Below are 22217 nucleotides of genomic sequence, written 5' to 3' on the forward strand. Positions count from 1 at the left end.
GGCCTTTATTTTGTCACGTCAGCGCCAAACCATTTCTCTGACAGGGCCTTCAGGCTGCCATCTTTCTGCATATCCGCGATCGCGCCATCTACCGCTTTCAGCAGGTCATCGTTGCCTTTGCGTAGTGCAACGCCAGCTTCCTGACGGGAGAACGCTTCGCCGGTTACCGCCAGCGTGTTGTTAGTTTTCTTCACCAGATCCAGCGCCGCCAGACGGTCAACCAGAATGGCGTCAATACGGCCTACGCGCAGATCCTGGTATTTGGTCGGATCGTCATCATAGGTGCGGACATCCACGCCCTGGACGTTCTGACGTAGCCACTCTTCATAGTTTGTGCCCAGCCCGACGCCCACTTTCTTGCCTTTCAGATCCGCTGCGGTTTTAATCGCGCCTTCGTTGCCTTTCTTCACCAGCGCCTGCACACCGGAGATGGTGTACGGGGTGGAGAAATCGTATTTTTTCTTACGTTCATCAGAGATAGTGACCTGGTTAATCACCACGTCAATGCGCTTGGAATCCAGCGAGGCCAGCATACCGTCCCACTTGGTCGGTTTGAGGTCAGCCTTCACGCCCAGATGTTTCGCCAGCTCGTTGGCGAACTCCACTTCAAAGCCGGTCAGCTTACCGTCATCGCCCTGGAAGCTAAAAGGAGGATAGGTGCCTTCGAGGCCCACGCGCAGGGTGCCGCGCTCTTTAATCTGATTGAGCAGGTTTTCCGCCGCAAAAGTTTTCACGCTAACGCCAGCCATCAAAACAACGGCCATCGCGCCCATCAGCGCCTGACGACCCAGAAGTGCTAATTTCATAGATACCCCGAAGGTTAGGATTTTCCTGTAGTGTAAAGCGCTTAACGGCCCGACACCAACATCGTTACGCTACATCTTATGCAAATTTATTATATATGATCCGCTTTAGGGTATAGCGAAATTCAGGGCTTTCCTCACCCGTTTTGCGGGATATCTCCCATACTGCAAAGGTCAGCCTGTTGACGTCAGGAGCATGGAAGATGAAAAACCCCACCTTGTTGCAATGTTTTCACTGGTACTACCCCGCCGGCGGCGAACTGTGGCGTGAAGTCGAAGCGCTGGCCCCCAGTCTTAACGAAATCGGCATCAATATGGTCTGGTTGCCCCCCGCCTACAAAGGCGCCTCGGGCGGCTATTCCGTCGGCTATGACACCTACGATCTCTTCGACCTCGGCGAGTTTGATCAAAAGGGCTCTGTCGCCACCAAATATGGCGATAAGACCCAGCTGCTGGCGGCAATCAACGCCCTGAAGGAGCACGACATCGCCGTGCTGCTGGACGTGGTGGTGAACCATAAAATGGGCGCCGATGAAAAAGAGGCCCTGCGCGTGCAGCGCGTTGATGAGCAGGATCGCACGCAAATTGACGAGACGATCATCGAGTGCGAGGCATGGACTCGCTATACCTTCCCGGTGCGCGCCGGACAGTATTCGCAGTTTGTCTGGGACTACAAGTGCTTTAGCGGCATTGACCACATCGAGAATCCGACGGAAGACGGTGTATTTAAAATCGTCAACGACTACACCGGCGAAGGCTGGAATGAACAGGTCGATGACGAGCTTGGCAACTTCGACTACCTGATGGGCGCCAATATCGATTTTCGTAATCACGCCGTCACCGAAGAGATCAAATACTGGGCGCGCTGGGTGATGGAGCAAACCGGTTGCGACGGTTTTCGTCTTGACGCTGTGAAGCATATCCCCGCATGGTTTTACAAAGCGTGGATCGAGCATGTTCAGGAGGTAGCCCCGCAGCCGCTGTTTATTGTTGCGGAATACTGGTCCCATGAAGTGGAAAAGCTCCAGCAGTATATCGATCTGGTCGAGGGCAAGACGATGCTGTTTGACGCCCCGCTGCAGATGAAATTTCATGAAGCGTCCCGCCAGGGGCGCGATTACGACATGAGCCAGATTTTCAGCGGGACGCTGGTGGAAGCCGACCCCTTCCATGCCGTCACCCTGGTCACCAACCATGATACCCAGCCGCTGCAGGCGCTCGAGGCGCCTGTTGAGCCATGGTTTAAACCGCTGGCCTATGCGCTGATCCTGTTGCGTGAAAATGGCGTACCCTCGGTCTTCTATGCCGATCTCTTCGGCGCCTCCTATGAGGATACCGGCGGCGACGGACAAACCTACGCCATAGAAATGCCCGTTATCGAACAACTCCACGAGCTGATCGACGCCCGTCAGCGTTTTGCCCACGGCGTGCAGACTCTCTGGTTCGATCACCCCAACTGCATTGCCTTCAGCCGCAGCGGCACGGACGAGGATCCCGGCTGCGTGGTGGTGATGTCCAATGGTGATGAGGGAGAAAAGACCCTGACGCTGGGCGAGAATTATGGCAACAAACGCTGGCGGGATTTCCTGGGCAATCGGGAAGAGATTGTCGAAACCGACGGCGAAGGCTGCGCCACCTTTACCTGTAACGGAGGAAGCGTCAGCGTGTGGGTGCTGGAGGCGGTGCTGTAGTCATCTGACGCCGGACGGGCCAGCGGTGGCCCGCCGGAATCTTAGTGCGCGGTGGTCGGCGCGCTGACTGGAGCGGTGGCACGCGCTTTAGCCCACGCTTTCTCGCACTCCGGGGTGAGACGTTCAACGCGGGTCAACGTCATACGATCGTAGGAAAGGGTGTTGCCCTCGCGCTCGATCGGGTAGATATCCAGGGAAGCGGTCACGTTGTAGATATCGCTATCGCGGTTCATCAGTTTCCCCGGCTGGGCGATCACGCGCTGCCACTGGCGGCAGTCGAAGGTGTCCCCATCTTTGGTGACGATCAGGCTGGCGATGGCGTCCGGACTCATCATCTCACTCTGCGGCCCTTTCGTCTGCCAGTAGCCTTCCAGGCCTGCCGGCGCGGGGGCTTTAACAACGTCTTCGTAACGATCAACCTGCACGCATCCGGCCAGCGCCACCACCATGCCAGCAAAAACTAACTGTTTCATCATTCATCCCACAAGCTGATAAAAAAGTATTGTGGCATTAAAGCGTTAAGCCTTCCACCCCCGCAGCGGACGGAGAAGCCGGGTAAAACACGGCCAGGCATCGCGACCTTCATATGAAATAAGGAAATTCTGAAAGTAAAAGAATCTTTGGCGCCTAACCATAGCAGCCACGGGCACTTTTTGTTTTTAATTCGCTCACACTACCGGTTCTCGACTTTACTTTAAGAGTTTTCCTGGCAAATTATATGCAGAGATGCGGAATAGTTTAATGGAACTAATGGGTTCTTTCTTAAACCTACTATTATTACCGCCCGCAAGGACTGCTTCGCACAGCCAGTGCGAAGTGTATATCGTTACGTGTTGATTGAGGATGGGTCATGTCAACGATGATTATGGATTTGTGCAGTTATACCCGGTTAGGACTTACGGGATATCTGACCAGTCGGGGAATTAAAAAACAGGAAATCGTTGAGGTCAACTGCGCTGAGGATCTGCACAGGCACTGTGCGTCATGTTGCCCGGCGGTGGTGTTTCTGAATGAAGATTGCTTTGTGCATGATGATGAAAGTAATAACATTATTCGCCAGATCATCACGCAAAATCCGGCGACGCTGTTTGTGATTTTTATGTCGCTGGCGAACATCCATTTTGACCGCTATCTGCGGGTACGTAAGAATCTGCTAATCAGTTCAAAATCGATCACCCCAAAAGACCTTGATGTCATTCTGGTTAATTATCTTAAATACAAGAACACGAGCCTGGGGCAGTTGAATTTACCGACGTTGTCGCTAAGCAAAACAGAATCAAATATGCTGCAAATGTGGATGGCCGGGCATGGTACTTCGCAAATTTCAACGCAAATGAACATCAAAGCGAAAACGGTATCATCGCACAAAGGTAATATTAAAAAGAAAATACAGACGCATAATAAGCAGGTGATTTACCACATCGTTCGGCTGACCGAAAACATTACCAGTGGTATTCAGGTGAATCTACGCTGAAACAAACTGGCGGTGGTCCCGCCAGTTCGGTTTTACGAGATTTCTTTTTCCACGAAGATCCCATCCGGGTGCCCTATTTCATTGAAAAACCAGATCCCCAGGGGATAGTCTTCCAGCGAAACCAGATACATCGTCCCTTCGCTAAACGACTCAATTGCCAGCACTACGCCCGATCGACGTGGGCCACCGTCGGTCTTCACCGTGACACGATCGTTCACCTGCATAATCCATCTCCTCTCTATTTTCAGCCAGTGTAGAACAAAACCACGCCGCTCGCAGCGTCGCGGCCGGTGACTGGCGTTTTTTTAGACCGACTATACTTAAAAAGGCTTGAGCGACGCTCAGCGAGGGGGGTAATGATGAAGAACCGATTGACAGACCAGACCGGGAACGACGTTGATGTCAACGTTGATGCTCTACTGGCGGCGATTAATGAGATCAGCGAAAGCGAAGTCCACCGCATCCTCGATGACCCTCAGCGCGCCAGTATTGATGGCCGCGGGGCGCATACCTGGCGCGAACTGGCGGAGGCATTTGAACTCGATATTCATGATTTCAGCGCCAGTGAAGCCAACCGCTAGTGATGGGCGAAAAAAATCCCGACTCGCAGGAGTCGGGATCAAACTTGCTAATGCAAGAAGCACTTGAAAATTCGTTACACCGGGAAATCCGATGCGTTGAAACATTATCCTCAATTATTTTGCATGACAAGCGATATTCATGACGCAAAATATTGAGAAAGTCGGCGCTTCGCAGCAGAAAGGGCTGCAAGGCTGATGCGAGAAGGCTTAGCCGCAAACCGGTTTCATCCGATAGTACGATCGCCAGACATTACTTTAAGATAAATCTCAAATCCGCTGGCGCGAGCGAAACGTTTTACTCACGCTTCGCTGCGAAAACAGACCTGGTTGCGGCCATTCTGCTTGGCCAGATACAGTCGACCATCGGCGACCGACTGCAGCGCTTCAAAGTGATACTCTCCCTGCTCTTCGCTGGCGCTTACCCCTAACGACGCGCTGACCCGCAGCGTCACGTTGTTATGCAAAAAGACCTCCCGGCCATGAATACGCAGGCGTAGCCGCTCCGCTATCGCCGCCGCTTCCTGCAGCGTGGTATTCGGCAGCACGACACAAAACTCCTCTCCCCCCACGCGGCCCAGCAAATCGCCTTCCCGCACAGTGCCGGCAAGGGTACTGGCCACCATCGACAGCACCCTGTCACCCGCCTGATGACCATAGCGATCGTTAATGCTCTTAAAGTGATCCAGATCGAGCTGGATCACCGCCAGCGGTAGTCCGCTGCGCTGGCAGGCGCTGGCGAGCGCCATCGCCTTTTCAAACAGCGCCCCGCGATTGAGCAGGCGGGTTAAGGCATCGTGCCAGGCCTGCCACTCCAGAGAGGTCTGGAGGACGCTCATATTGCGGACCATACGGCGGATCACCAGCCAGGAGAGCAGCAGCATCAAGGTGAAGAGGATCCACATCAGGGTCAGGGCGATGGTGATGGTGCCAAAGTTGCCGCGTACGCCTTCCCGCAGGGTGTGGATCCGCAGCAGCACGCCGTCAAAATTCCGTAGTTTGGCCCAACTGATATAGCGCGTCAGCAGACGCAGGCCGCCCTGGTTATCATGGGCAAACGCGCGGCTGAGCAGCTCCTGCTCGCGCGGCGACAGCAGCGTCAGGACATTCCCCGGCGCAGAGGAGGTCAGCAGGCTAAGATGGCTGTCATAAAGCTGGTATTCCCCCTCCTGCCCGCCCTTCATCGCGCTGATTAAAAATGCTTTTATTTCGCTGACTGAGAAATCCATCGCCAGCACGCCGCGCCAGTAACCGGCAAAATCCAGCGGTATCGAGGCGGTAACCACCTGCTCTTCCAGCTGTGGGTCATCGTCAGGAAAGGTTTGCCAGATAACGCCGCGGTACGGATTGTTCCGCTGGGTCTGCCGGGTAAACCAGAGGGCGCTGATAGCGCGCGAATAGTGCGTCTTCACCTGCGATTCATCGCGCAGCGGCAGGGTCGAGGTGAAAAAGCCGCTGCGGGAGATATATTGCATCCGCTCGGCAAAATCGCGGTCATGCTGCGTCAGATTTAACAGATAACCCAGCTCCAGCGTCGCCATCAGTTCATTGACCACCAGCGGATCGTCCGGCAAGAGCAGCGGGTGCTCCCTGACGACGCTCTCCGAGACGCCAAACACCGGCAGCGTCCGGCGGTTCGGGAGCGCCACCCGCCAAATCTCCTGATGGCGCTGGTTCAGATAGCGCTGGCTGGCCTCGTGCAACACATCGACGTCGAGGGGGCGTTCAAGTGCGGACTGCATACCGTGGCGAAAAAACATCATCCTGTCGATGTTAAACTGCAGCAGCCCATCCATTTCATGCGCGACGTTAGCCAGATTATTGCGCTGGTTCGCCACGTAGGCCTCTTCCAGGACGTTGATTTCACGCCAGATCAACAGCGTGGAGAAAAATAGCACCACGATAAAACAAACGTTAACCACATGTGCCGGGCGAGTCAGGAAGTAGCGCTTTTTCAACTTCAACCGCAGTGGCTTATCCATCTTTCTCTCGTAGTACGTTGCGCAAACCTGACGTTGTCAGCGCACGCGGTTTCTGTCGATACCGGACGCGCTTTTTAGCGTAGACCACGCGGCGCCAATCCGCTGCGCCGCACCTGACTACTTCGCCGCGCCACGCAGGCGGCTCACCGCCTTGACGCCGGCCAGTACCACCGCACCGATGATAAAACCCAGCACCAGATTGACCACCATCGGCAGCAAGGCGGCCAACATGCCGCCCAGGCCCGCGCTCCAGTGCTCAATGGCATGGTGCAGCGGCGCAATACCGTGGACCACAATCCCGCCGCCAACGAGGAACATGGCCAGCGTCCCGACGACAGAGAGCAGTTTCATCAGCCAGGGAGCCACGGCCAATAACCCTTTGCCCAGCCACTGCGCCAGCGTACTGCGTTTCTCCGCCAGCCAGTAACCCATGTCATCCAGCTTGACGATCACCCCCACCAGGCCATAGACCCCGACGGTGACCAGAATCGCGATCCCTGAGAGAATGAGGATCTGATTCAGCAGCGGCGCTTCCGCGACAATGCCGAGGGTGATGGCGACAATTTCCGCGGACAAAATAAAGTCGGTGCGAATCGCCCCTTTTACTTTGTCACGCTCAAAGGCCAGCGGGTCACGATCCGCCAACGCCTGAAGACGCTGCTGCCGTTGCGCTGGGTCCTCCTTGTGCTTACGCGCTTCCAGACTGTGGAGCACCTTCTCCACCCCTTCAAAACAGAGAAACGCGCCACCCACCATCAGCAGCGGCGTGATCGCCCAGGGAATAAAGGCGCTGATCAGCAGGGCCAGCGGCACGAGGATGATTTTATTGACGAACGACCCTTTCGCCACACCCCAGACCACGGGCAGCTCACGATTTGCCCGCACGCCGGTCACCTGTTGGGCATTCAGGGAAAGATCGTCGCCCAGCACCCCCGCCGTTTTTTTCGCCGCCAGCTTGCCCATCATGGAGATATCGTCCAGCAGCGTGGCGATATCATCAAGTAATGTTAAAAGACTACTTCCTGCCAAAATGATTTTCCTTCTCTTTTCATCAATGTCTCCCTCGAGTATGCGTTAAAAAACGGCCGCTGCCCAAGGTACAATTAGTCAATATAAATTTAACAACCTGGCGCAAATTAAGCGCTCGCCAGCAGGATAGTTTTCACGTTTACTATATGTCCCCTTTCTATCTCTGCACCGTCGTGAGGAAGTATGTCTACCCGTCAGCTGTTACCGCTTATCGGGGCGCTGTTTGCGCTGTATATCATTTGGGGCTCTACCTATTTCGCCATCGCCGTCGGCGTCGCCAGCTGGCCGCCGCTGATGATGGCCGGAATTCGCTTTCTCTCTGCCGGCGTGCTGCTGCTGGGATGGCTGTTGGCCACCGGCCATAAACTGCCGGCCCGCAGGCCGTTGCTTAATGCCGCGCTGATCGGGGTTTTGCTGCTGGCCGTCGGCAACGGCTTTGTCACCCTGGCCGAACATCAGCACGTTCCCTCCGGGATCGCCGCGGTGATGGTCGCCACCGTTCCGCTGTTCACCCTGTGCTTCAGCCGCTTTTTCGGCATCGCCACTCGGAAGCTGGAGTGGCTGGGGATTGCCATTGGCCTCGCGGGTATTGTGATGCTTAACAGCGGGGGCAACCTGAACGGCAACCCCTGGGGCGCACTGCTGATTCTGATTGGCTCTCTGAGCTGGGCCTTCGGCTCGGTTTACGGCTCGCGGATCGTGCTGCCGACCGGCATGATGGCGGGGGCAATCGAGATGCTCGCCGCCGGGATCGTCCTGCTGGCCGCCTCATGGCTGAGCGGTGAAACCTTAACCCGCGTTCCGTCGTGGTCCGGGATCGCCGCCGTAGCCTATCTGGCTATCTTTGGCTCGCTGATTGCCATCAACGCCTACATGTTTTTGATCCGCAATGTCACCCCGGCGGTGGCCACCAGCTACGCCTATGTCAACCCGGTGGTAGCGGTTCTCCTTGGCACCGGATTCGGTGGCGAAAGCCTGTCACTGATCGAGTGGCTGGCGCTGGCGGTGATTATTTTCGCCGTCGTGCTGGTGACGCTGGGCAAATATCTCTTCCCGGTTCGCAGCGAAGTTACTCCTTGTAAGGCGTCGAAATAAGCGCCAGTTCGCGGATCCCCTGGGTGTCGATCTGCGCGTCGTGTCCGGCGCCGCAGATCCACTCTTCCAGACGCTCGGTGAGCGCCTCGTCATTCAGCTTCAGGCGACCGCGCAGGGCGCACTCCCAGACGATAAGCACCCGCCAGCCCTGCGCGGCCAGCTTTTGCCGGTCACGGGCATCGCGCGCTACGTTGCCGGCGATCTTGTCCAGCCAGAACGCCGTCCGGGTGGCCGGCACCTTAAACAGGTAACAGTCATGGTGGTGCCAGAAACAGCCGTGGGTAAAGATGACGCAACGGTAGTCGGGTAAAGCGAAATCGGGGCGCCCCGGCAGCTCGCGATCCTGAGCAATAAAGGTGAATCCCGCCTGAGTCAACAGCGCCGCTATCCGCTTTTCGATCGCCGTATCGCGCGTGGCGATAGCCCGCATATTTTTACTGCGTGTGGCTTTATCGTGAACATCCGCCATCGTTATCATCCGCTTCGCGAAGCGCCACCGCCTGAGCGATGCGCGGGGCCAGGAGCTTCGCCACCGCGGCGAAGACCGGAACCACCACCGAGTTGCCGAACTGACGATAGGCCTGGGTATCCGACACCGGGATGCGGAAACGCGCCCCCTGAGGCGATTCGAAGCCCATCAATCGGGCGCACTCCCGCGGCGTCAGCCGACGAGGACGCCGCTGTTGATTCTGCGGATCGTCAAAATGCGTCTCGCCCAGCGGCCGGTCCCAGCCGCGATCGACGAGAATTTCGGCGCCATCTTTATAGTAGCGGGCGGAAAGCGTCCGGGCCACGCTGTGGGGATTGGCGGGGTCCACCAGGCCATAACCAAAGCCATTGCCCCGCGCCTGATGCTTGCGCGCATAGCGATAAAGATATTTCCACAGTACCGGCGTGAGGATAAATTTGGCATCCACCGTCGGCTCCAGCAGCTCGCCAAATGTTGGCCGAACCGCCGGGTAAAGCGCCGCGATATCGCGCAGCGTAAACCCTTCGTGCAGGTGCAGATCGCGACGGAAGCCTACCAGCACGATGCGCTCCCGGTGCTGTGGTAAGAAATGGCGCCCGTCGATCACTTTCGGATCGTCCGGCCCGCTATGCCCGGCGTCAGCGACCTCATACCCCAGCTCATCCAGTGTCTGCATGATGATGCGGAAGGTGCGTCCCTGATCGTGACTTTTGAGATTTTTAACATTCTCCAGCACAAAGATCGCCGGCTGACGGGCGGCGATAATTCTCACCACATCAAAAAACAGCGTCCCCTGGGTTTCGCAGGCAAAGCCGTGGGCGCGACCCATGGCATTTTTTTTCGATACGCCGGCGAGTGAGAAAGGCTGGCAGGGAAAGCCGGCCAGCAGCACATCATGCTGCGGGATAGTCTCGCGGATATGCTGCGCCGCCTCGTCATCGCTAACGTCGGGGCGATGGCTGAGGGTGATATCGCGGATATCTTCATTGAAACGGTGTTGCTGCGGATCGCAATACCAGTTGGCCTTATAGGTGCGCACCGCATGCTTATTCCACTCGCTGGTAAAGACGCACTGCCCGCCGATGGCTTCAAAACCGCTGCGGATCCCGCCGATACCGGCAAACAGATCGACAAAGCGGAACCCATAGTGTGGATGATGGGCCGGCGGCGACGGCAGCAGCGTCGCCAGATGAGCGACCTCCTGCGGACGCAAACGCCCCGCCGCGCGGCCGAGGGCCGCCACGCGCTTGAGGATCGCCGCGCTCCAGTGCTGCTCCCCGACGCTAACCAGCTCGGCGACCAGCGTTTTCACATCGTAGATCGTCATCAGCTGACGCAGCAGCGCCTGAGCCTCTTCACCGGCCTGCTCCGTCAATGACAACGACCTGTTTTCCTTGATTAACTTTTGTGGCATATCCTCAACCAGCGCGGACGATTTTTGCAGAGAGTACCATAAATCACTGGTCGGTTGACGGCTGCGGTGCAAAGCGGCGTAAAACCGCCTCATCCAGCGTCATAGGCTCCCCCTTCAGCTCCGCGCTGATCTTGGCCATAAACTCAACGAGGAAGCGCGCATTATGCTGCGCCATAGCCCTTCCTGCGGCGGTCTGCATGGTTTCCGGCAGGCGCAGGAGTTTGCACTGGAAATGGTCGAGGGCATATTTTCTGTCATCCAGCGCTCGCCGGTCGGCGAAAGGATCGTCGGCATCAAACAGAATGGTGTTCAGGGCGCCGGCGACGGCGAAGACCCGCGCCAGGCCAATCGCCCCAAGCGACTCGAGACGGTCGGCGTCCTGGACGATTTTCGCCTCCAGCGTGCGCGGCGGGATCGCCGCGCTAAAGCTGTGCGCCTCAATAGCATGGCTGACCGCCGCATAGCGGTCTGCGGGAAAATCGGTAAACGACGACTGCAAAATCGCCAGGGTTTTCTCGGCAGCCATCATCGAGGAGCGGCTTCGCTCCGGATGATTTTTAGGCAGACTGACAATGTCATGAAAATAGCAGGCCGTGAGAAGCACCAGCCTGTCGACTTCCACCTCCCCGGCGGCCAGCCGGGTGGCGGTGGCCCAGACGCGACGAAAATGGGACAGATCGTGCGCCGCATCCTCCTGGGCGTGGTGCGTCAGTATCCAGTGCTCAAATCGTTGCTGCCAGTCTACCAGGTTCATAGGCGTTCCTTATCTGAAGGTCAGCCTCGAGCATAGCAACTTTACGACCGATGATCCCGCCTGCTTCTGGCGGGCCGTGTATACCAGACGACAGCACCAAGGATCGCGCCAATGCCGGCGAGCACCAGCATCCCCAACAGGGCGCCAAGCCATTTCCCTGCCATTGTGCCAAAGTCGCACTCCGCGCTGGCGCCGGGAACGCTGTGAATTTTCCCTACCACCCACCAGTAACGCACAATGACCCAGACACAATATCCGCAAAAGGCATACAACGCCCAGAGCGCGAGTTTGCCGCCCGGGCTGCGTTTTGCCTGCTCTTCCATCTCATTCTTCTCCGTGACAAATCATACTACTGCCACCCAAAACGTGACACGCATCACATTATACCGCCAACCTGCGCCACAGGCAGCAGTTTCATCCTTGTCTTCTGCACCTACTTATCTCTTATGCTGCCAATGGAAATACCCAAGGGTTTGTTCTTTATTACTTACCCACAGGATTAAACATTAACGACATCAACCATGCCGCGTATTGTACTTATCTCCCCCGGCGAGTTTTACTCATAAATTATATTTAAATGCTGAATAACCCTCTCGCCGTAAATTTATACAAATAATTTCATTTGGTTAACCGAGGCCGCGACAAAGCAACATAACCCATTGCTATATAATAAAATAATAATAAAAGAAGATTCATTTAAATTTAATATAACGAACCGTTTGGAAATATTTTGCAATATCTTACATTATTTATTTACATATTTTATTTTAAATAAAAATGAACCTGGTCGTTAGTATCTGATAGTCATTCCGGAGGGATTGTCATAATTCACAGAAATTATTATTAAAAGGGAATATATAATGAAAAGAAAAGTACTGGCTCTCATGGTTCCGGCATTATTAATGGCCAATGCCGTTAATGCCGCGGAAATCTATAACAACAACGGCAACAAACTGGACCTTTACGGGAAAGTCGCCGGCCTGCACTATTTCTCAGACGACACTTCAGAGGACGGCGATCAGACCTATGCACGCTTTGGCATCAAAGGCGAAACGCAGATCGCTTCCGAGTTAACCGGCTACGGTCAGTGGGAATACAATATCAAGGCCAATACCAGCGAAAATGAAGGAGCGAATTCCTGGACCCGTCTGGCCTTCGCCGGTCTGAAGTTTGCTGACTATGGCTCACTGGACTATGGCCGTAATTACGGCGTGGTGTACGACATCGAATCCTGGACTGATATGCTGCCAGAATTCGGCGGCGATACCTACACCCAGACCGACGTTTACATGACCGGCCGCACCAACGGGGTGGCCACCTACCGTAACAGCGATTTCTTCGGCCTCGTCGACGGCCTGCATTTCGCCCTGCAGTATCAGGGTAATAATGAAAACGCCGGTTCTGGCGAAGGCACTAACAACGGTGGTGCTCGTAAACTGGCGCGGGAAAATGGCGACGGGTTTGGTATCTCCAGCTACTACGATCTCGATATGGGCATCAGCTTCGGGGCCGCCTACTCATCTTCCGACCGTACCCATAACCAGCTGGCGGCAGCACGTAGCAGCCATATTTATGCCAACGGTGATAAAGCCGACGCCTGGACCGTCGGCGCCAAATATGACGCCAACAACATCTATCTGGCCGCCATGTATGCGGAAACCCGCAACATGACCTTCTACGGCAACGGCGCTATTGCCAACAAGACGCAGAACTTTGAAGTCGTCGCCCAGTACCAGTTCGATGAGTATAATTTACCGCTGCGTCCGTCTGTGGCCTATCTGCAATCAAAGGGTAAAGATCTCTACTCCTCTTCTCGCTTCGGCGACAAGGATCTGGTCAAGTATGTCGACATCGGCATGACCTACTACTTCAATAAAAATATGTCCACCTATGTGGATTATAAAATCAATCTGCTGGACGAAGACGACCGCTTCTACAGCAACAACGGTATCTCGACCGATGATATCGTGGCCCTCGGTCTGGTTTACCAGTTCTGATCCCCATCTAAGCCCGCGCTCAGCGGGCTTTTTCTTGTTCCCGCTCCGTTGAGATCACTCTTTTCGACATTGCCGCTTTCCAGGCGTACCTTCCCTCTTTATGATGCGTTTAAGCTCGTTCGGGCAAATTGCGGCGGTAAGACCACACAAGGACAAGGCAAAGTACCGCGTCTTTACGCTGAAACCAGGACGATGATGATGGCGATACCCCAGCGCAGGCGTTATACCTGAAGCTAACGGTGTTATTGAAGGGGAATGGTCAGAGAAAGAATAGTGGCGGAGAGAGGGGGATTTGAACCCCCGGTAGAGTTGCCCCTACTCCGGTTTTCGAGACCGGTCCGTTCAGCCGCTCCGGCATCTCTCCGCTGTTGTGGTTGCTATAATGCCAGGATCTTTGGCATTTTAATAGCTCCCGTTTCGGTAATCGTGTTCAAGTGACGACTTTGCGAGCAATATGATGTTTAAATGGCCCTGGAAAGCAGATGATGAGTCCGGCAACGCAGAGATGCCCTGGGAGCAAGCGCTTGCCATTCCGGTTTTAGCCCACCTTTCGCCCGCTGAGCAGCATAAGCTGACGCAGATGGCTGGCCGTTTCCTACAGCAAAAACGTCTGGTAGCGCTTCAGGGACTGGAGCTGACTCCGCTGCATCAGGCGCGGATAGCTATGCTCTTTTGCCTGCCGGTACTTGAGCTGGGGATAGAGTGGCTGGACGGTTTTCATGAAGTGCTGATCTACCCTGCCCCGTTTGTCGTGGATGATGAATGGGAGGATGATATTGGCCTGGTCCACAACCAGCGGGTGGTGCAATCGGGGCAAAGCTGGCAGCAGGGTCCCGTGGTGCTGAACTGGCTGGATATTCAGGACTCCTTTGATGCGTCAGGCTTTAACCTTGTGGTGCATGAGGTAGCGCATAAGCTCGATACGCGGAATGGCGATCGGGCCAGCGGGGTACCGCTGATCCCACTGCGCGAAGTCGCCGGCTGGGAGCACGATCTCCACGCGGCGATGAACAACATTCAGGATGAGATAGATCTGGTGGGGGAAAGCGCAGCCAGCATTGACGCCTATGCCGCCACCGATCCCGCTGAGTGCTTTGCCGTCCTATCGGAATATTTTTTCAGCGCGCCTGAACTGTTCGCGCCCCGCTTCCCGGCCCTGTGGCAGCGTTTTTGCCATTTTTACCGCCAGGATCCGCTGGCGCGCAGACGGGAGAATGGCCTGCAGGACGAAGACGATCGGCGCACTGTTCACTAAAACAACGTGTTGAGCTAAATTTAGCCATTTGAATCAGCAAGTTAATTTTAGTGTTGACACAAAAATGCCGGGCCAGTAGTATGCGCCTCGTTCACACGATTCCTCTGTAGTTCAGTCGGTAGAACGGCGGACTGTTAATCCGTATGTCACTGGTTCGAGTCCAGTCAGAGGAGCCAAATTTAAAAAGCCTGCTTTTAAGCAGGCTTTTTGCTTTTCGGGCCCCGCCGGGCCGCCATCCCGCATCAAGGCTTAACTTTTTCCACCGCTACAAACTTCCCTGCGCCGCTGTGGCGCTGATATTCACCGGCATGCCGGAGCGGCGCTGCAGGGTTTGCTCGGCCTGCGAAGGACTCACTCCCGGCCCCTGAGTAAACTCGCGCAGCGCCGAGGTCATCGGCAACGGGACTTTTCTGTCGGATTCAAACTCCGCGCGGTTGCGCGACAGCGGCTCGTGCACCTCCAGCCAGTGACTGCCGTCCGGCTCCACGCTGTACTTCACCGGCTGATCGATGAGCTGGACGCGCGTCCCAACCGGCACGTTATCAAACAGGAATTTAATGTCGTCATTACGCAGGCGGATGCATCCCTGGCTGACGCGCAGCCCGATACCAAAGTTGGCATTGGTGCCGTGGATGGCGTACAGCCTGCCGATATAGATCGCATACAGCCCCATCGGATTATCGGGCCCGGGCGGCACCATCGCCGGCAGCGTTTTGCCCTCTTTCGCATACTCGCGGCGGGTATTGGCGGTCGGTACCCAGGTGGGTCCCTCCTGCTTGCGCTCTACCGCCGTCACCCAGTTACGCGGCGTTTCACGTCCCGCCTGACCAATGCCGATTGGCAGGACTTCCACGCTATTGCCCAGCGGCGGGTAATAATAGAGACGCATCTCGGCGACGTTGATGACGATCCCCTCCCGCACGGTGTCAGGCAGGATCAGCTGTTGCGGAATGGTCAGCGTCGAACCGGAGTGCGGCAAATAGACATCGACGCCGGGGTTAGCCTCCAGCATATTGCTCAACCCCTGGCCGTACTGGGCGGCAAAACTTTCCAGTGGTTGAGTGTTGTTCTCCGGCACGGCAATGGTAAATGCGCTGCCCACCAGACGGCTCCCCTCCGGCGGCAGCGGATAGCTAACGGCCAGCGCGCTGTGGCTGGCGAGCAGCATCAGCGCCGAACAAAGTAATTTCACACGCCGCATCGTCATTTTCCCTTCCTCAGTCGCGACTCTCGTGTGTGAATTATAGCGGTATTTCCTCTCCCCGATCCGCTGGCCAGCATTTCCTTAAATCTGATAGTCGATAGCGGCCTCTTCCGGCTCCATCGCCTGGCGCTTGATCTCATCCAGCGACAGTCCGGCATTGCACAATTCGATAAAGCGCCAGACGTAATTACGCTGCAGCTGGCCCCGCTTCAGTCCCAGCCACACGGTATTGGCATCAAACAGATGGCGGGTATCGAGGCGCGTAAAGGTGTCCGCTTCGCGGGCATCCCCGGACTGCTCGGCGACCAGCCCGACGCCCAGCCCCAGCTCGACGTAGGTCTTGATGACATCGGAATCCTGGGCGCTCAGCACAATATCCGGCATCAGCCCTTTGCGGTTGAAGGCCTCATCGATCCGCGAACGGCCGGTGATCCCCTGGCGATAGGTGATTAACGGCCAGCGGGCAATCGCCTCCAGCGTCAGAGGAGACACCTGGGTCAGGGGATGGTCTTTGGGTACCAGCAGGCTATGATGCCAACGAAACCAGGGGAAAGCCGCCAGCGTCGGGTCGTTGCTCAGACGCTCGCTGGCGATGCCGATATCCGCCCCGCCGTTATGCAGCAGCGCTTCAATTTCCTGCGGGGTGCCCTGCACCAGCTCGACGCGAACGTCGGAGAACAGCTCGCGGAAGGCTTTAATCACCGGGGGCAGGCTGTAGCGCGCCTGGGTGTGAGTGGTGGCGATGGTTAAGACGCCGGAGGCATCGTTAGTAAAGAGATCCGCCAGCCGCCGGACGTTGCTGGCTTCATTGAGGATCCGCTCCGCAATGGATAACAGCGCTTTACCCGGCTCGGTCATGCCTAACAGGCGTTTGCCGCGACGGATAAAGATCTCAATCCCCAGTTCCTCTTCCAGTTCCCGGATATGGCGGCTGACGCCTGACTGCGAGGTATAGAGCATATTCGCGACTTCCGTCAGGTTGTAATCCTGACGGGCCGCCTCACGGATAATTTTCAGTTGCTGGAAGTTCACCCTTTCCTCCGGGCCAATGGACTTAACGTATCTGCTATTGTTAAAGTCTGTTGTCCCGGGTAACAAATAATAAAAACCAGCAACTTATTCTTTAAGAGAATATAGCCTAACTCACCAGCTGCAGTTCGCGGTTCTCCAGCGATGGACGGCTCACCAGAGACAGCAGGATCTCCTTCACCGCCTGCGCCTGCGGCGACAAACCGCCGCGCGCCGACATGTTCAGCGACAGCGACAGGCTCATTGACGGCGTGCTAATCCGCGCCATCCAGCCGTTCGCCGCGCCGCACAGGGAGCGGGCAGCGGATTCCGGCAGGACCGTCGCCCCCATGCCGCTGGCGATGGCCGCGGTCAGGGTGGTAATGGATTCAATCTCGCCGATAATTTTCGCCGACAGCCGACGCAGGGTGAACGCTTCGGTGACCCGCGCCCGTACAGCGCTGTAGTCGCGCGGCAGAAACAGGTTCATCTCCGCCACCGCCGTGAGGTCCACGCTCTGCCCCGGGCAATCGCGAGTACCGACCAGGTAGAGATCTTCTTTCAGCAGCGGCTGGCTGACGATGCCGGCCACCGGCGAACGCTCATACAGCACCGCCATATCCAGCTGGCCCGCCAGCAGCTTGTCATTCAGCGCCGTGCCGCTGCTCTCCTGCAGATAGACCATCACCTCGGGCAGTTCATTACGCACCGTCTGCAGCAACGGCATAGTAATGGCAGAGGCCGCCGTGCCCGGCGCCAGGCCGATCGAGACCTGGCCACGCAGCGTCTGACCGACGTTATTGACCGCCAGCTGCGCCTGCTCACACTGGCGCAGGATGGTCCGCGCATGGGTATACAGGATTTTACCGGCTTCCGTTGGCGTGACCCCTCGCTTAGTGCGTATCAGCAGCTGCTGGTCCATTTCACCTTCCAGGGTCGCAACCTGCTGGCTGAGGGCCGGTTGGGCGATGTGCAAGACTTCAGCGGCCTGGGTCAGACTGCCGATATCGACGATTTTCACAAAATATTTCAGTCGTCTTAAGTTCATTTTGCCTCCTGTAAGGAACGCCAGCGTCAACGCTGGAAGTATGATGAAACTGGTTTTGCAATTTGCTTGCCAGCTTTTCATTTCCGCTGCCGCTGCCCGCCACAGGCGGTGTTATAAGGGATAGTGATAGCAATCCGGTTTTTATTTGCCCGGTAAGCAGATTGTGGTATGCCCCATTAGGGGTACATTCGCACTACAACGGTGCAATCTGCTGAAAAAAACAGCGCACGAGTGAGGGTTGCTGAAATTGTCAGCAGTCGAACGCAATTCTTTGAATCAGGCTTTGACAAGGCCGGGTGGCATCGTTAATATGCGCCCCGTTCACACGATTCCTCTGTAGTTCAGTCGGTAGAACGGCGGACTGTTAATCCGTATGTCACTGGTTCGAGTCCAGTCAGAGGAGCCAAATTTAAAAAAGCCTGCTTTCGAGCAGGCTTTTTGCTTTTCCGCGCCAGCTGCGCGGCCGGAGGGCGAAGGCTCCCCTCCAGCAATGGCGCCCCTAGCGCAAACTCTCTTCCTTCAGGTCTATCTCCCGCAGCACCTCATAAAAGGTGATATCGCTAATGTTGTGGGCGCGACGCAGCCGGAACAGCTCCTGACGCTGGGCGATAATGACCTCTCTTTGCATATATTTCTCCAGCCTGGCGCGCTTCGCCAGCTCCAGCCCGACGTCCTGCCCTTCGTCATTGTCGTTATAGTGAAGCCGACGCTGGTAGGTTTCCAGTAGCATATTACCGGCATCCGCCCGCAGGGCCTGCTCAGTGGGATCCTCCACCGGCTCGTCGAGTAGCGCATTTAGCCGGTTGATGGCCACTTCGGTCATGACGGCGCCAATATCGTCCTTGCCGGTGTCATGGGGTAAATCATCGGCAAGATAGCGGGTCATGAACGGCAGACCGATAGCCGCCACCACCAGCGACATCAGGATCACCGCCATTGAGAGAAAGATCAGCAGTTCGCGGCCCGGGAATGGTGAACCATCCGCCAGCACCGCCGGCAGCGTCAGAATACCGGCGAGCGTCACGGAGCCTTTAACCCCCGCCAGCGCCATGACGGCGAGGATGCTGAATCGCGGACGGACGGTGATGGCCTTGCCCCGGCGTTTACGGCGAAAAATGGTCAGCGTCATCGACAGCCATACCCAGGCGAAACGCATCAGACCGAGCGCGAGAGTGATGGCCACGGCGTACAGCAGCAGATACCAGGGCGAAGGGACGCCGGCCTGGCTGGCTACCGCCGGCAACGTCCTGAGCATGCGGGGCAACTGCTCGCCCAGCATCAGGAAGATCATCCCATTGAGGGTAGTCTGCAGCATGGACCACACCGCGCTGCTTTTCATGCGCGTCGCGGGAAGCCGTGGCCCCGACAGCTGCTCATAGTGCATCGCAATGCCGGCGGCGACGGCGGCAAGAATGCCGGAGACATGGAACGCCTCGGCCAGCAGGTAGGCGGCGAAGGGGATGAGCAGGCTGATCAGGATCTGGATGGCCGGCTCCTCGCGGGTGCGCCGCACCAGAAAGTTATTACATTTGCCGGTGACCCACACCACCACGAGCCCACTGAGGATGCCCCCGAACGCCATCAGGAAAAACTTCATCACCGCCTCTCCCGGTGAGAAGCTGCCGGTCAGCACCGCGGCGATGGCGAAATTAAAAGCGACGAGACCCGAAGCATCGTTTAACAGCGACTCCCCTTCGAGGATATGCGCCATCCGGGAAGGCAGCGGCGAGCTGGCGGTCATTGCCGATACCGCCACCGGATCGGTGGGTGACAGAATCGCCGCCAGGGCGAACCCCGCCGCCACGGTAATCGCCGGAATAAGCCAGTGAATAAACAGGCCAATACCGAGGATAGTCACCATCACCAGGCCTATCGCCAGCGACAGAATAGGCTTCATATCGCGGAAAAACGCGTCTTTCGGGATCCGCCAGCCATCGAGGAAAAGCAGCGGCGGGATAAACAACAGCAAAAAGATGTGCGGATCGAAATCGACCTGAAAACCACCGGCGGCCAGCGCGGCGCCCGCCGCAATCTGGATCAACGGCAGCGGCACTTTAACGGGCAGAAGATGGGAAATGAACACCGTCACCACGATGGCCATGATAAAGACCAGCACAATAGCGATTAGCGACATTCCTCCCCTCCTTTGACGGCAATATTCATTCTGTACATCAGGCTGTTATTCCTTTTTCGCAGGTGTGGTTTCAGCGGCGGGTTATTTATCCAGACGCCGATAATAAAGGACAGGCTTTCCTGTCTGGCGGCGTGTTTATTTAAACTGAGGTGGCAACCGGCGCCCGTTCAGGGGGGACAATGTGTTTTATCATGCCGGCATTGTCAATCCGCCATGGTCTGCAAATCATCGTCAGCCCGGCAATATAATCTCTACCATTCATCCTTATCATTCCGTGGCGACCAGAGAGATATATGGTCAGCGGAATAGCCTCAGCGGATTGATATTCTCTGTCGTAACGGCCCGATATCCATGCATTAGCCATTATGGATAATCCGCGTCGCCTTCATAAGCCGAATGCCTCGAAATCCCGCCCTTCGCTGCCATACATTGCTTGCCCCATACCAGGATTGGGGGTACCCTGACAAACAATTAAACCACACGGTCTAAATGATGAATCCCGCTATCTCCGCCAACATGAAGCCCCGCCGCGGCCGACCGCCAAAGGCCAATCGGCAGTTTGTCGACACCCGCCAGGCGCTGATTCGCTCGGGCCTGGAGGTGCTGACCGAAACGGGCTATCTCGCGGCGGGGATTGATGCGGTAATCAAGAATATCGCCGTGCCAAAGGGGTCGTTTTACCACTGTTTCAAAAGCAAGGAGGCCTTTGGCCTCGCCGTGCTTGCCGCCTATGGCGACTACTTTGCGCATAAATTAGATAAATTCCTGCTGGACGACGCCGTGCCGCCGCTGGAACGGATGGCGGCCTTCGTGCGAGATGCCGGTCAGGGAATGGAGAAATACCAGTTTCGTCGCGGCTGTCTGGTAGGCAACCTGCTGCAGGAAGCTCCGCTGTTGCCCGAGGCATTTACACAGCGGTTGCAGGCCATCCTGGCGGCATGGGAGGCGCGCGTGGCCCGCTGCCTGCACGAGGCGCAGGCTGCCGGGGCGATTGCCAGCGACACCTCACCGGAGGCGCTGGCCCAGGTGTTCTGGATCGGCTGGGAAGGCGCGGTGATGCGCGCCAGGCTGGTCCAGTCCGCCGCTCCCCTTAACCAGTACTGGGATTTCTTTGCGCACAATATGATGACAATAACACCTGCACAGGACGGCGATAGCGCCGATAACTCCCTTCAGACGAGGAATACTCAGTCATGAAAGCATTAGTTCTGGACCAGATTGACAACCGCACCGTGGCCGCCGTCAAAGCGATTGACCTGCCCGCCCTTGCCGAAGGCGACGTGCGGGTCGCCATCGACTGGTCGAGTCTCAACTATAAAGATGCCCTGGCGATCACCGGCAAAGGCAAAATCATCCGCCAGTTCCCGATGGTGCCGGGGATTGATTTTGCCGGCAGGGTAAGTGAAAGCCGCGATCCGCGCTTTGTTCCCGGCCAGGCCGTGATCCTCACCGGCTGGGGCGTGGGCGAAAACCACTGGGGCGGTCTGGCCACCGAGGCCTGTGTCAAAGGCGACTGGCTGGTTGCCCTGCCGGAGGCACTCAGCGCGCGCCAGGCGATGATCATCGGCACCGCCGGCTTTACCGCAATGCTGTGCGTCGATGCCCTCGTCAGTGCGGGCATCACCCCGGAAAGCGGTGATATCCTGGTCACCGGCGCCAGCGGCGGGGTCGGCAGCACCGCCGTGGTACTGCTGAAAGCGCTCGGCTACCGGGTGACAGCAGTATCGGGCCGCGAGTCGACGCACGATTACCTTCGCCAGCTCGGCGCCGACGCCATCCTGCCGCGCAGCGACTTCGCAGAGACCCGCCCGCTGGAGAAACAGCTGTGGGCGGGCGCGGTGGATACCGTTGGCGGCACGATGCTGGCTAAAGTGCTGGCGCAAACGCAATATCGCGGCTGCGTCGCCGCCTGCGGTCTGGCCGGGGGCTTCGATCTGCCGACCACCGTAATGCCGTTTATTCTGCGCAATGTGCGTCTGCAGGGGGTGGATTCGGTGATGGTGCCCACCGCAGAACGTGACGCGGTCTGGCAGCGTCTGGCCCAGCTGCTGCCGGAGGGCTACTACCAGCAGACAGCCACCGAAATCACGCTGGAGCAGGCGCCAGCGTATGCCGCAGATTTCCTCAGCAACAATATTCATGGCCGCACGCTGGTCAACATCGGCCAGTAATTCTCTCCTCCCGGCGCCCCATGGCGCCGGTCCCCCGGGCGATCCTGACATATCATTTCCTTCCCCACGGGATTATGATGACGCGAACGAATGGCTTTGCGAGTGGTAAAG

The 22217-nt window shown here is 56.9% G+C and carries 20 protein-coding genes, 3 tRNA genes and 1 pseudogene; 10 read left to right on the top strand and 14 right to left on the bottom strand.

Going from position 1 to position 22217, the window contains the following annotated elements; all coding sequences use genetic code 11:
- Positions 1 to 5: 5 nt before the first annotated feature.
- Positions 6 to 806, bottom strand: coding sequence for a cystine ABC transporter substrate-binding protein (tcyJ, locus tag GQR96_RS15910; RefSeq protein WP_004203468.1), 801 nt, complete (start codon positions 804 to 806; stop codon positions 6 to 8).
- A gap of 200 nt (positions 807 to 1006) precedes the next feature.
- On the opposite strand from tcyJ, the gene amyA reads away from it, so the two are divergent.
- Positions 1007 to 2494, top strand: coding sequence for an alpha-amylase (gene amyA / locus GQR96_RS15915; protein ID WP_004203469.1), 1488 nt, complete (start codon positions 1007 to 1009; stop codon positions 2492 to 2494).
- A 41-nt stretch (positions 2495 to 2535) separates the two neighbouring features.
- Here amyA and yedD read toward each other — a convergent pair whose 3' ends face one another.
- Entirely contained in the window at positions 2536 to 2970 is a 435-nt protein-coding gene (gene yedD / locus GQR96_RS15920; RefSeq protein ID WP_072140493.1) for a lipoprotein YedD, read from the bottom strand.
- Positions 2971 to 3344: 374 nt separating this feature from the next.
- On the opposite strand from yedD, the gene rcsA reads away from it, so the two are divergent.
- Entirely contained in the window at positions 3345 to 3968 is a 624-nt protein-coding gene (rcsA, locus tag GQR96_RS15925; RefSeq protein WP_004203475.1) for a transcriptional regulator RcsA, read from the top strand.
- 32 nt (positions 3969 to 4000) lie between these two features.
- On the opposite strand, the gene dsrB is transcribed toward rcsA, so the two are convergent.
- Complete coding sequence (dsrB, locus tag GQR96_RS15930) at positions 4001 to 4192, bottom strand: protein DsrB (protein WP_004203477.1); 192 nt, start codon at positions 4190 to 4192, stop codon at positions 4001 to 4003.
- 135 nt (positions 4193 to 4327) lie between these two features.
- On the opposite strand from dsrB, the gene yodD reads away from it, so the two are divergent.
- Positions 4328 to 4549 carry a YodD family peroxide/acid resistance protein gene (gene yodD / locus GQR96_RS15935; RefSeq protein ID WP_004203478.1) on the top strand — a complete coding sequence of 74 codons (222 nt, stop codon included), beginning with the start codon at positions 4328 to 4330 and terminating at the stop codon, positions 4547 to 4549.
- Between the two features lie 299 nt (positions 4550 to 4848).
- Here yodD and dgcQ read toward each other — a convergent pair whose 3' ends face one another.
- Entirely contained in the window at positions 4849 to 6528 is a 1680-nt protein-coding gene (gene dgcQ / locus GQR96_RS15940) for a cellulose biosynthesis regulator diguanylate cyclase DgcQ (protein WP_065877412.1), read from the bottom strand.
- 117 nt (positions 6529 to 6645) lie between these two features.
- Positions 6646 to 7557, bottom strand: coding sequence for a DUF808 domain-containing protein (locus GQR96_RS15945; protein ID WP_023318643.1), 912 nt, complete (start codon positions 7555 to 7557; stop codon positions 6646 to 6648).
- A gap of 183 nt (positions 7558 to 7740) precedes the next feature.
- Here GQR96_RS15945 and yedA point away from each other — a divergent pair, with 183 nt between their 5' ends.
- Positions 7741 to 8652: a drug/metabolite exporter YedA gene (yedA, locus tag GQR96_RS15950; protein WP_023318644.1), complete on the top strand. Its 912-nt coding sequence runs from the start codon at positions 7741 to 7743 to the stop codon at positions 8650 to 8652.
- Here yedA and GQR96_RS15955 read toward each other — a convergent pair.
- From GQR96_RS15955 to drpB, 4 genes are all read right to left on the bottom strand, one after another.
- Complete coding sequence (locus GQR96_RS15955) at positions 8627 to 9121, bottom strand: very short patch repair endonuclease (RefSeq protein ID WP_023318645.1); 495 nt, start codon at positions 9119 to 9121, stop codon at positions 8627 to 8629. The genes yedA and GQR96_RS15955 overlap by 26 nt on opposite strands.
- On the bottom strand, positions 9102 to 10502 hold the full coding sequence (locus GQR96_RS15960) for a DNA cytosine methyltransferase (protein WP_074384503.1): 1401 nt from the start codon (positions 10500 to 10502) through the stop codon (positions 9102 to 9104). The genes GQR96_RS15955 and GQR96_RS15960 overlap by 20 nt, the downstream gene beginning before the upstream one ends.
- A gap of 76 nt (positions 10503 to 10578) precedes the next feature.
- A complete protein-coding gene (locus GQR96_RS15965) occupies positions 10579 to 11289 on the bottom strand; it encodes a phosphohydrolase (RefSeq protein ID WP_017900240.1) in 711 nt (236 codons plus the stop codon).
- A gap of 41 nt (positions 11290 to 11330) precedes the next feature.
- Positions 11331 to 11612 carry a cell division protein DrpB gene (gene drpB, locus GQR96_RS15970; RefSeq protein ID WP_065877409.1) on the bottom strand — a complete coding sequence of 94 codons (282 nt, stop codon included), beginning with the start codon at positions 11610 to 11612 and terminating at the stop codon, positions 11331 to 11333.
- A gap of 537 nt (positions 11613 to 12149) precedes the next feature.
- On the opposite strand from drpB, the gene ompC reads away from it, so the two are divergent.
- Complete coding sequence (gene ompC, locus GQR96_RS15975) at positions 12150 to 13286, top strand: porin OmpC (RefSeq protein WP_017900242.1); 1137 nt, start codon at positions 12150 to 12152, stop codon at positions 13284 to 13286.
- Positions 13287 to 13560: 274 nt separating this feature from the next.
- Here ompC and GQR96_RS15980 read toward each other — a convergent pair.
- Positions 13561 to 13650 (bottom strand) — tRNA-Ser (locus GQR96_RS15980).
- A gap of 90 nt (positions 13651 to 13740) precedes the next feature.
- On the opposite strand from GQR96_RS15980, the gene mtfA reads away from it, so the two are divergent.
- Together mtfA and GQR96_RS15990 are read left to right on the top strand one after the other, a co-directional pair.
- A complete protein-coding gene (mtfA, locus tag GQR96_RS15985) occupies positions 13741 to 14541 on the top strand; it encodes a DgsA anti-repressor MtfA (protein WP_072140495.1) in 801 nt (266 codons plus the stop codon).
- Positions 14542 to 14641: 100 nt separating this feature from the next.
- A tRNA-Asn gene (locus GQR96_RS15990) sits at positions 14642 to 14717 on the top strand.
- Between the two features lie 89 nt (positions 14718 to 14806).
- Here GQR96_RS15990 and ldtA read toward each other — a convergent pair.
- From ldtA to nac, 3 genes are all read right to left on the bottom strand, one after another.
- A complete protein-coding gene (gene ldtA / locus GQR96_RS15995; RefSeq protein WP_064757110.1) occupies positions 14807 to 15748 on the bottom strand; it encodes a L,D-transpeptidase in 942 nt (313 codons plus the stop codon).
- 78 nt (positions 15749 to 15826) lie between these two features.
- The gene (gene cbl, locus GQR96_RS16000) at positions 15827 to 16777 is read right to left on the bottom strand and encodes an HTH-type transcriptional regulator Cbl (protein ID WP_004180456.1); all 951 of its coding nucleotides are present in this window, start codon (positions 16775 to 16777) and stop codon (positions 15827 to 15829) included.
- 106 nt (positions 16778 to 16883) lie between these two features.
- Entirely contained in the window at positions 16884 to 17801 is a 918-nt protein-coding gene (gene nac / locus GQR96_RS16005; protein WP_004203498.1) for a nitrogen assimilation transcriptional regulator NAC, read from the bottom strand.
- 330 nt (positions 17802 to 18131) lie between these two features.
- On the opposite strand from nac, the gene GQR96_RS16010 reads away from it, so the two are divergent.
- A tRNA-Asn gene (locus GQR96_RS16010) sits at positions 18132 to 18207 on the top strand.
- Between the two features lie 93 nt (positions 18208 to 18300).
- On the opposite strand, the gene GQR96_RS16015 is transcribed toward GQR96_RS16010, so the two are convergent.
- Positions 18301 to 19935 (bottom strand): Na+/H+ antiporter, encoded by a 1635-nt coding sequence (locus tag GQR96_RS16015; protein ID WP_004203499.1) that lies wholly within the window; start codon positions 19933 to 19935, stop codon positions 18301 to 18303.
- Between the two features lie 492 nt (positions 19936 to 20427).
- On the opposite strand from GQR96_RS16015, the pseudogene GQR96_RS16020 reads away from it, so the two are divergent.
- Both GQR96_RS16020 and GQR96_RS16025 read left to right on the top strand, forming a co-directional pair.
- Positions 20428 to 21253: pseudogene (locus GQR96_RS16020) on the top strand (TetR/AcrR family transcriptional regulator).
- On the top strand, positions 21192 to 22106 hold the full coding sequence (locus GQR96_RS16025; RefSeq protein ID WP_227502981.1) for an MDR family oxidoreductase: 915 nt from the start codon (positions 21192 to 21194) through the stop codon (positions 22104 to 22106). The pseudogene GQR96_RS16020 and the gene GQR96_RS16025 overlap by 62 nt, the downstream one beginning before the upstream one ends.
- The last annotated feature ends 111 nt before the right edge of the window (positions 22107 to 22217 follow it).

Source organism: Klebsiella sp. PCX, assembly GCF_021869705.1.
GTDB classification, from domain to species: domain Bacteria; phylum Pseudomonadota; class Gammaproteobacteria; order Enterobacterales; family Enterobacteriaceae; genus Klebsiella; species Klebsiella quasipneumoniae.

Excerpts from the sequence above, each read along its gene's own strand:
- tcyJ (WP_004203468.1), bottom strand. The coding sequence starts at position 806 with ATGAAATTAGCACTTCTGGGTCGTCAGGCGCTGATGGGCGCGATGGCC.
- amyA (WP_004203469.1), top strand. The coding sequence starts at position 1,007 with ATGAAAAACCCCACCTTGTTGCAATGTTTTCACTGGTACTACCCCGCC.
- yedD (WP_072140493.1), bottom strand. The coding sequence starts at position 2,970 with ATGATGAAACAGTTAGTTTTTGCTGGCATGGTGGTGGCGCTGGCCGGA.
- rcsA (WP_004203475.1), top strand. The coding sequence starts at position 3,345 with ATGTCAACGATGATTATGGATTTGTGCAGTTATACCCGGTTAGGACTT.
- dsrB (WP_004203477.1), bottom strand. The coding sequence starts at position 4,192 with ATGCAGGTGAACGATCGTGTCACGGTGAAGACCGACGGTGGCCCACGT.
- yodD (WP_004203478.1), top strand. The coding sequence starts at position 4,328 with ATGAAGAACCGATTGACAGACCAGACCGGGAACGACGTTGATGTCAAC.
- dgcQ (WP_065877412.1), bottom strand. The coding sequence starts at position 6,528 with ATGGATAAGCCACTGCGGTTGAAGTTGAAAAAGCGCTACTTCCTGACT.
- yedA (WP_023318644.1), top strand. The coding sequence starts at position 7,741 with ATGTCTACCCGTCAGCTGTTACCGCTTATCGGGGCGCTGTTTGCGCTG.
- GQR96_RS15955 (WP_023318645.1), bottom strand. The coding sequence starts at position 9,121 with ATGGCGGATGTTCACGATAAAGCCACACGCAGTAAAAATATGCGGGCT.
- GQR96_RS15965 (WP_017900240.1), bottom strand. The coding sequence starts at position 11,289 with ATGAACCTGGTAGACTGGCAGCAACGATTTGAGCACTGGATACTGACG.
- drpB (WP_065877409.1), bottom strand. The coding sequence starts at position 11,612 with ATGGAAGAGCAGGCAAAACGCAGCCCGGGCGGCAAACTCGCGCTCTGG.
- ompC (WP_017900242.1), top strand. The coding sequence starts at position 12,150 with ATGAAAAGAAAAGTACTGGCTCTCATGGTTCCGGCATTATTAATGGCC.
- mtfA (WP_072140495.1), top strand. The coding sequence starts at position 13,741 with ATGATGTTTAAATGGCCCTGGAAAGCAGATGATGAGTCCGGCAACGCA.
- ldtA (WP_064757110.1), bottom strand. The coding sequence starts at position 15,748 with ATGACGATGCGGCGTGTGAAATTACTTTGTTCGGCGCTGATGCTGCTC.
- nac (WP_004203498.1), bottom strand. The coding sequence starts at position 17,801 with ATGAACTTAAGACGACTGAAATATTTTGTGAAAATCGTCGATATCGGC.
- GQR96_RS16015 (WP_004203499.1), bottom strand. The coding sequence starts at position 19,935 with ATGTCGCTAATCGCTATTGTGCTGGTCTTTATCATGGCCATCGTGGTG.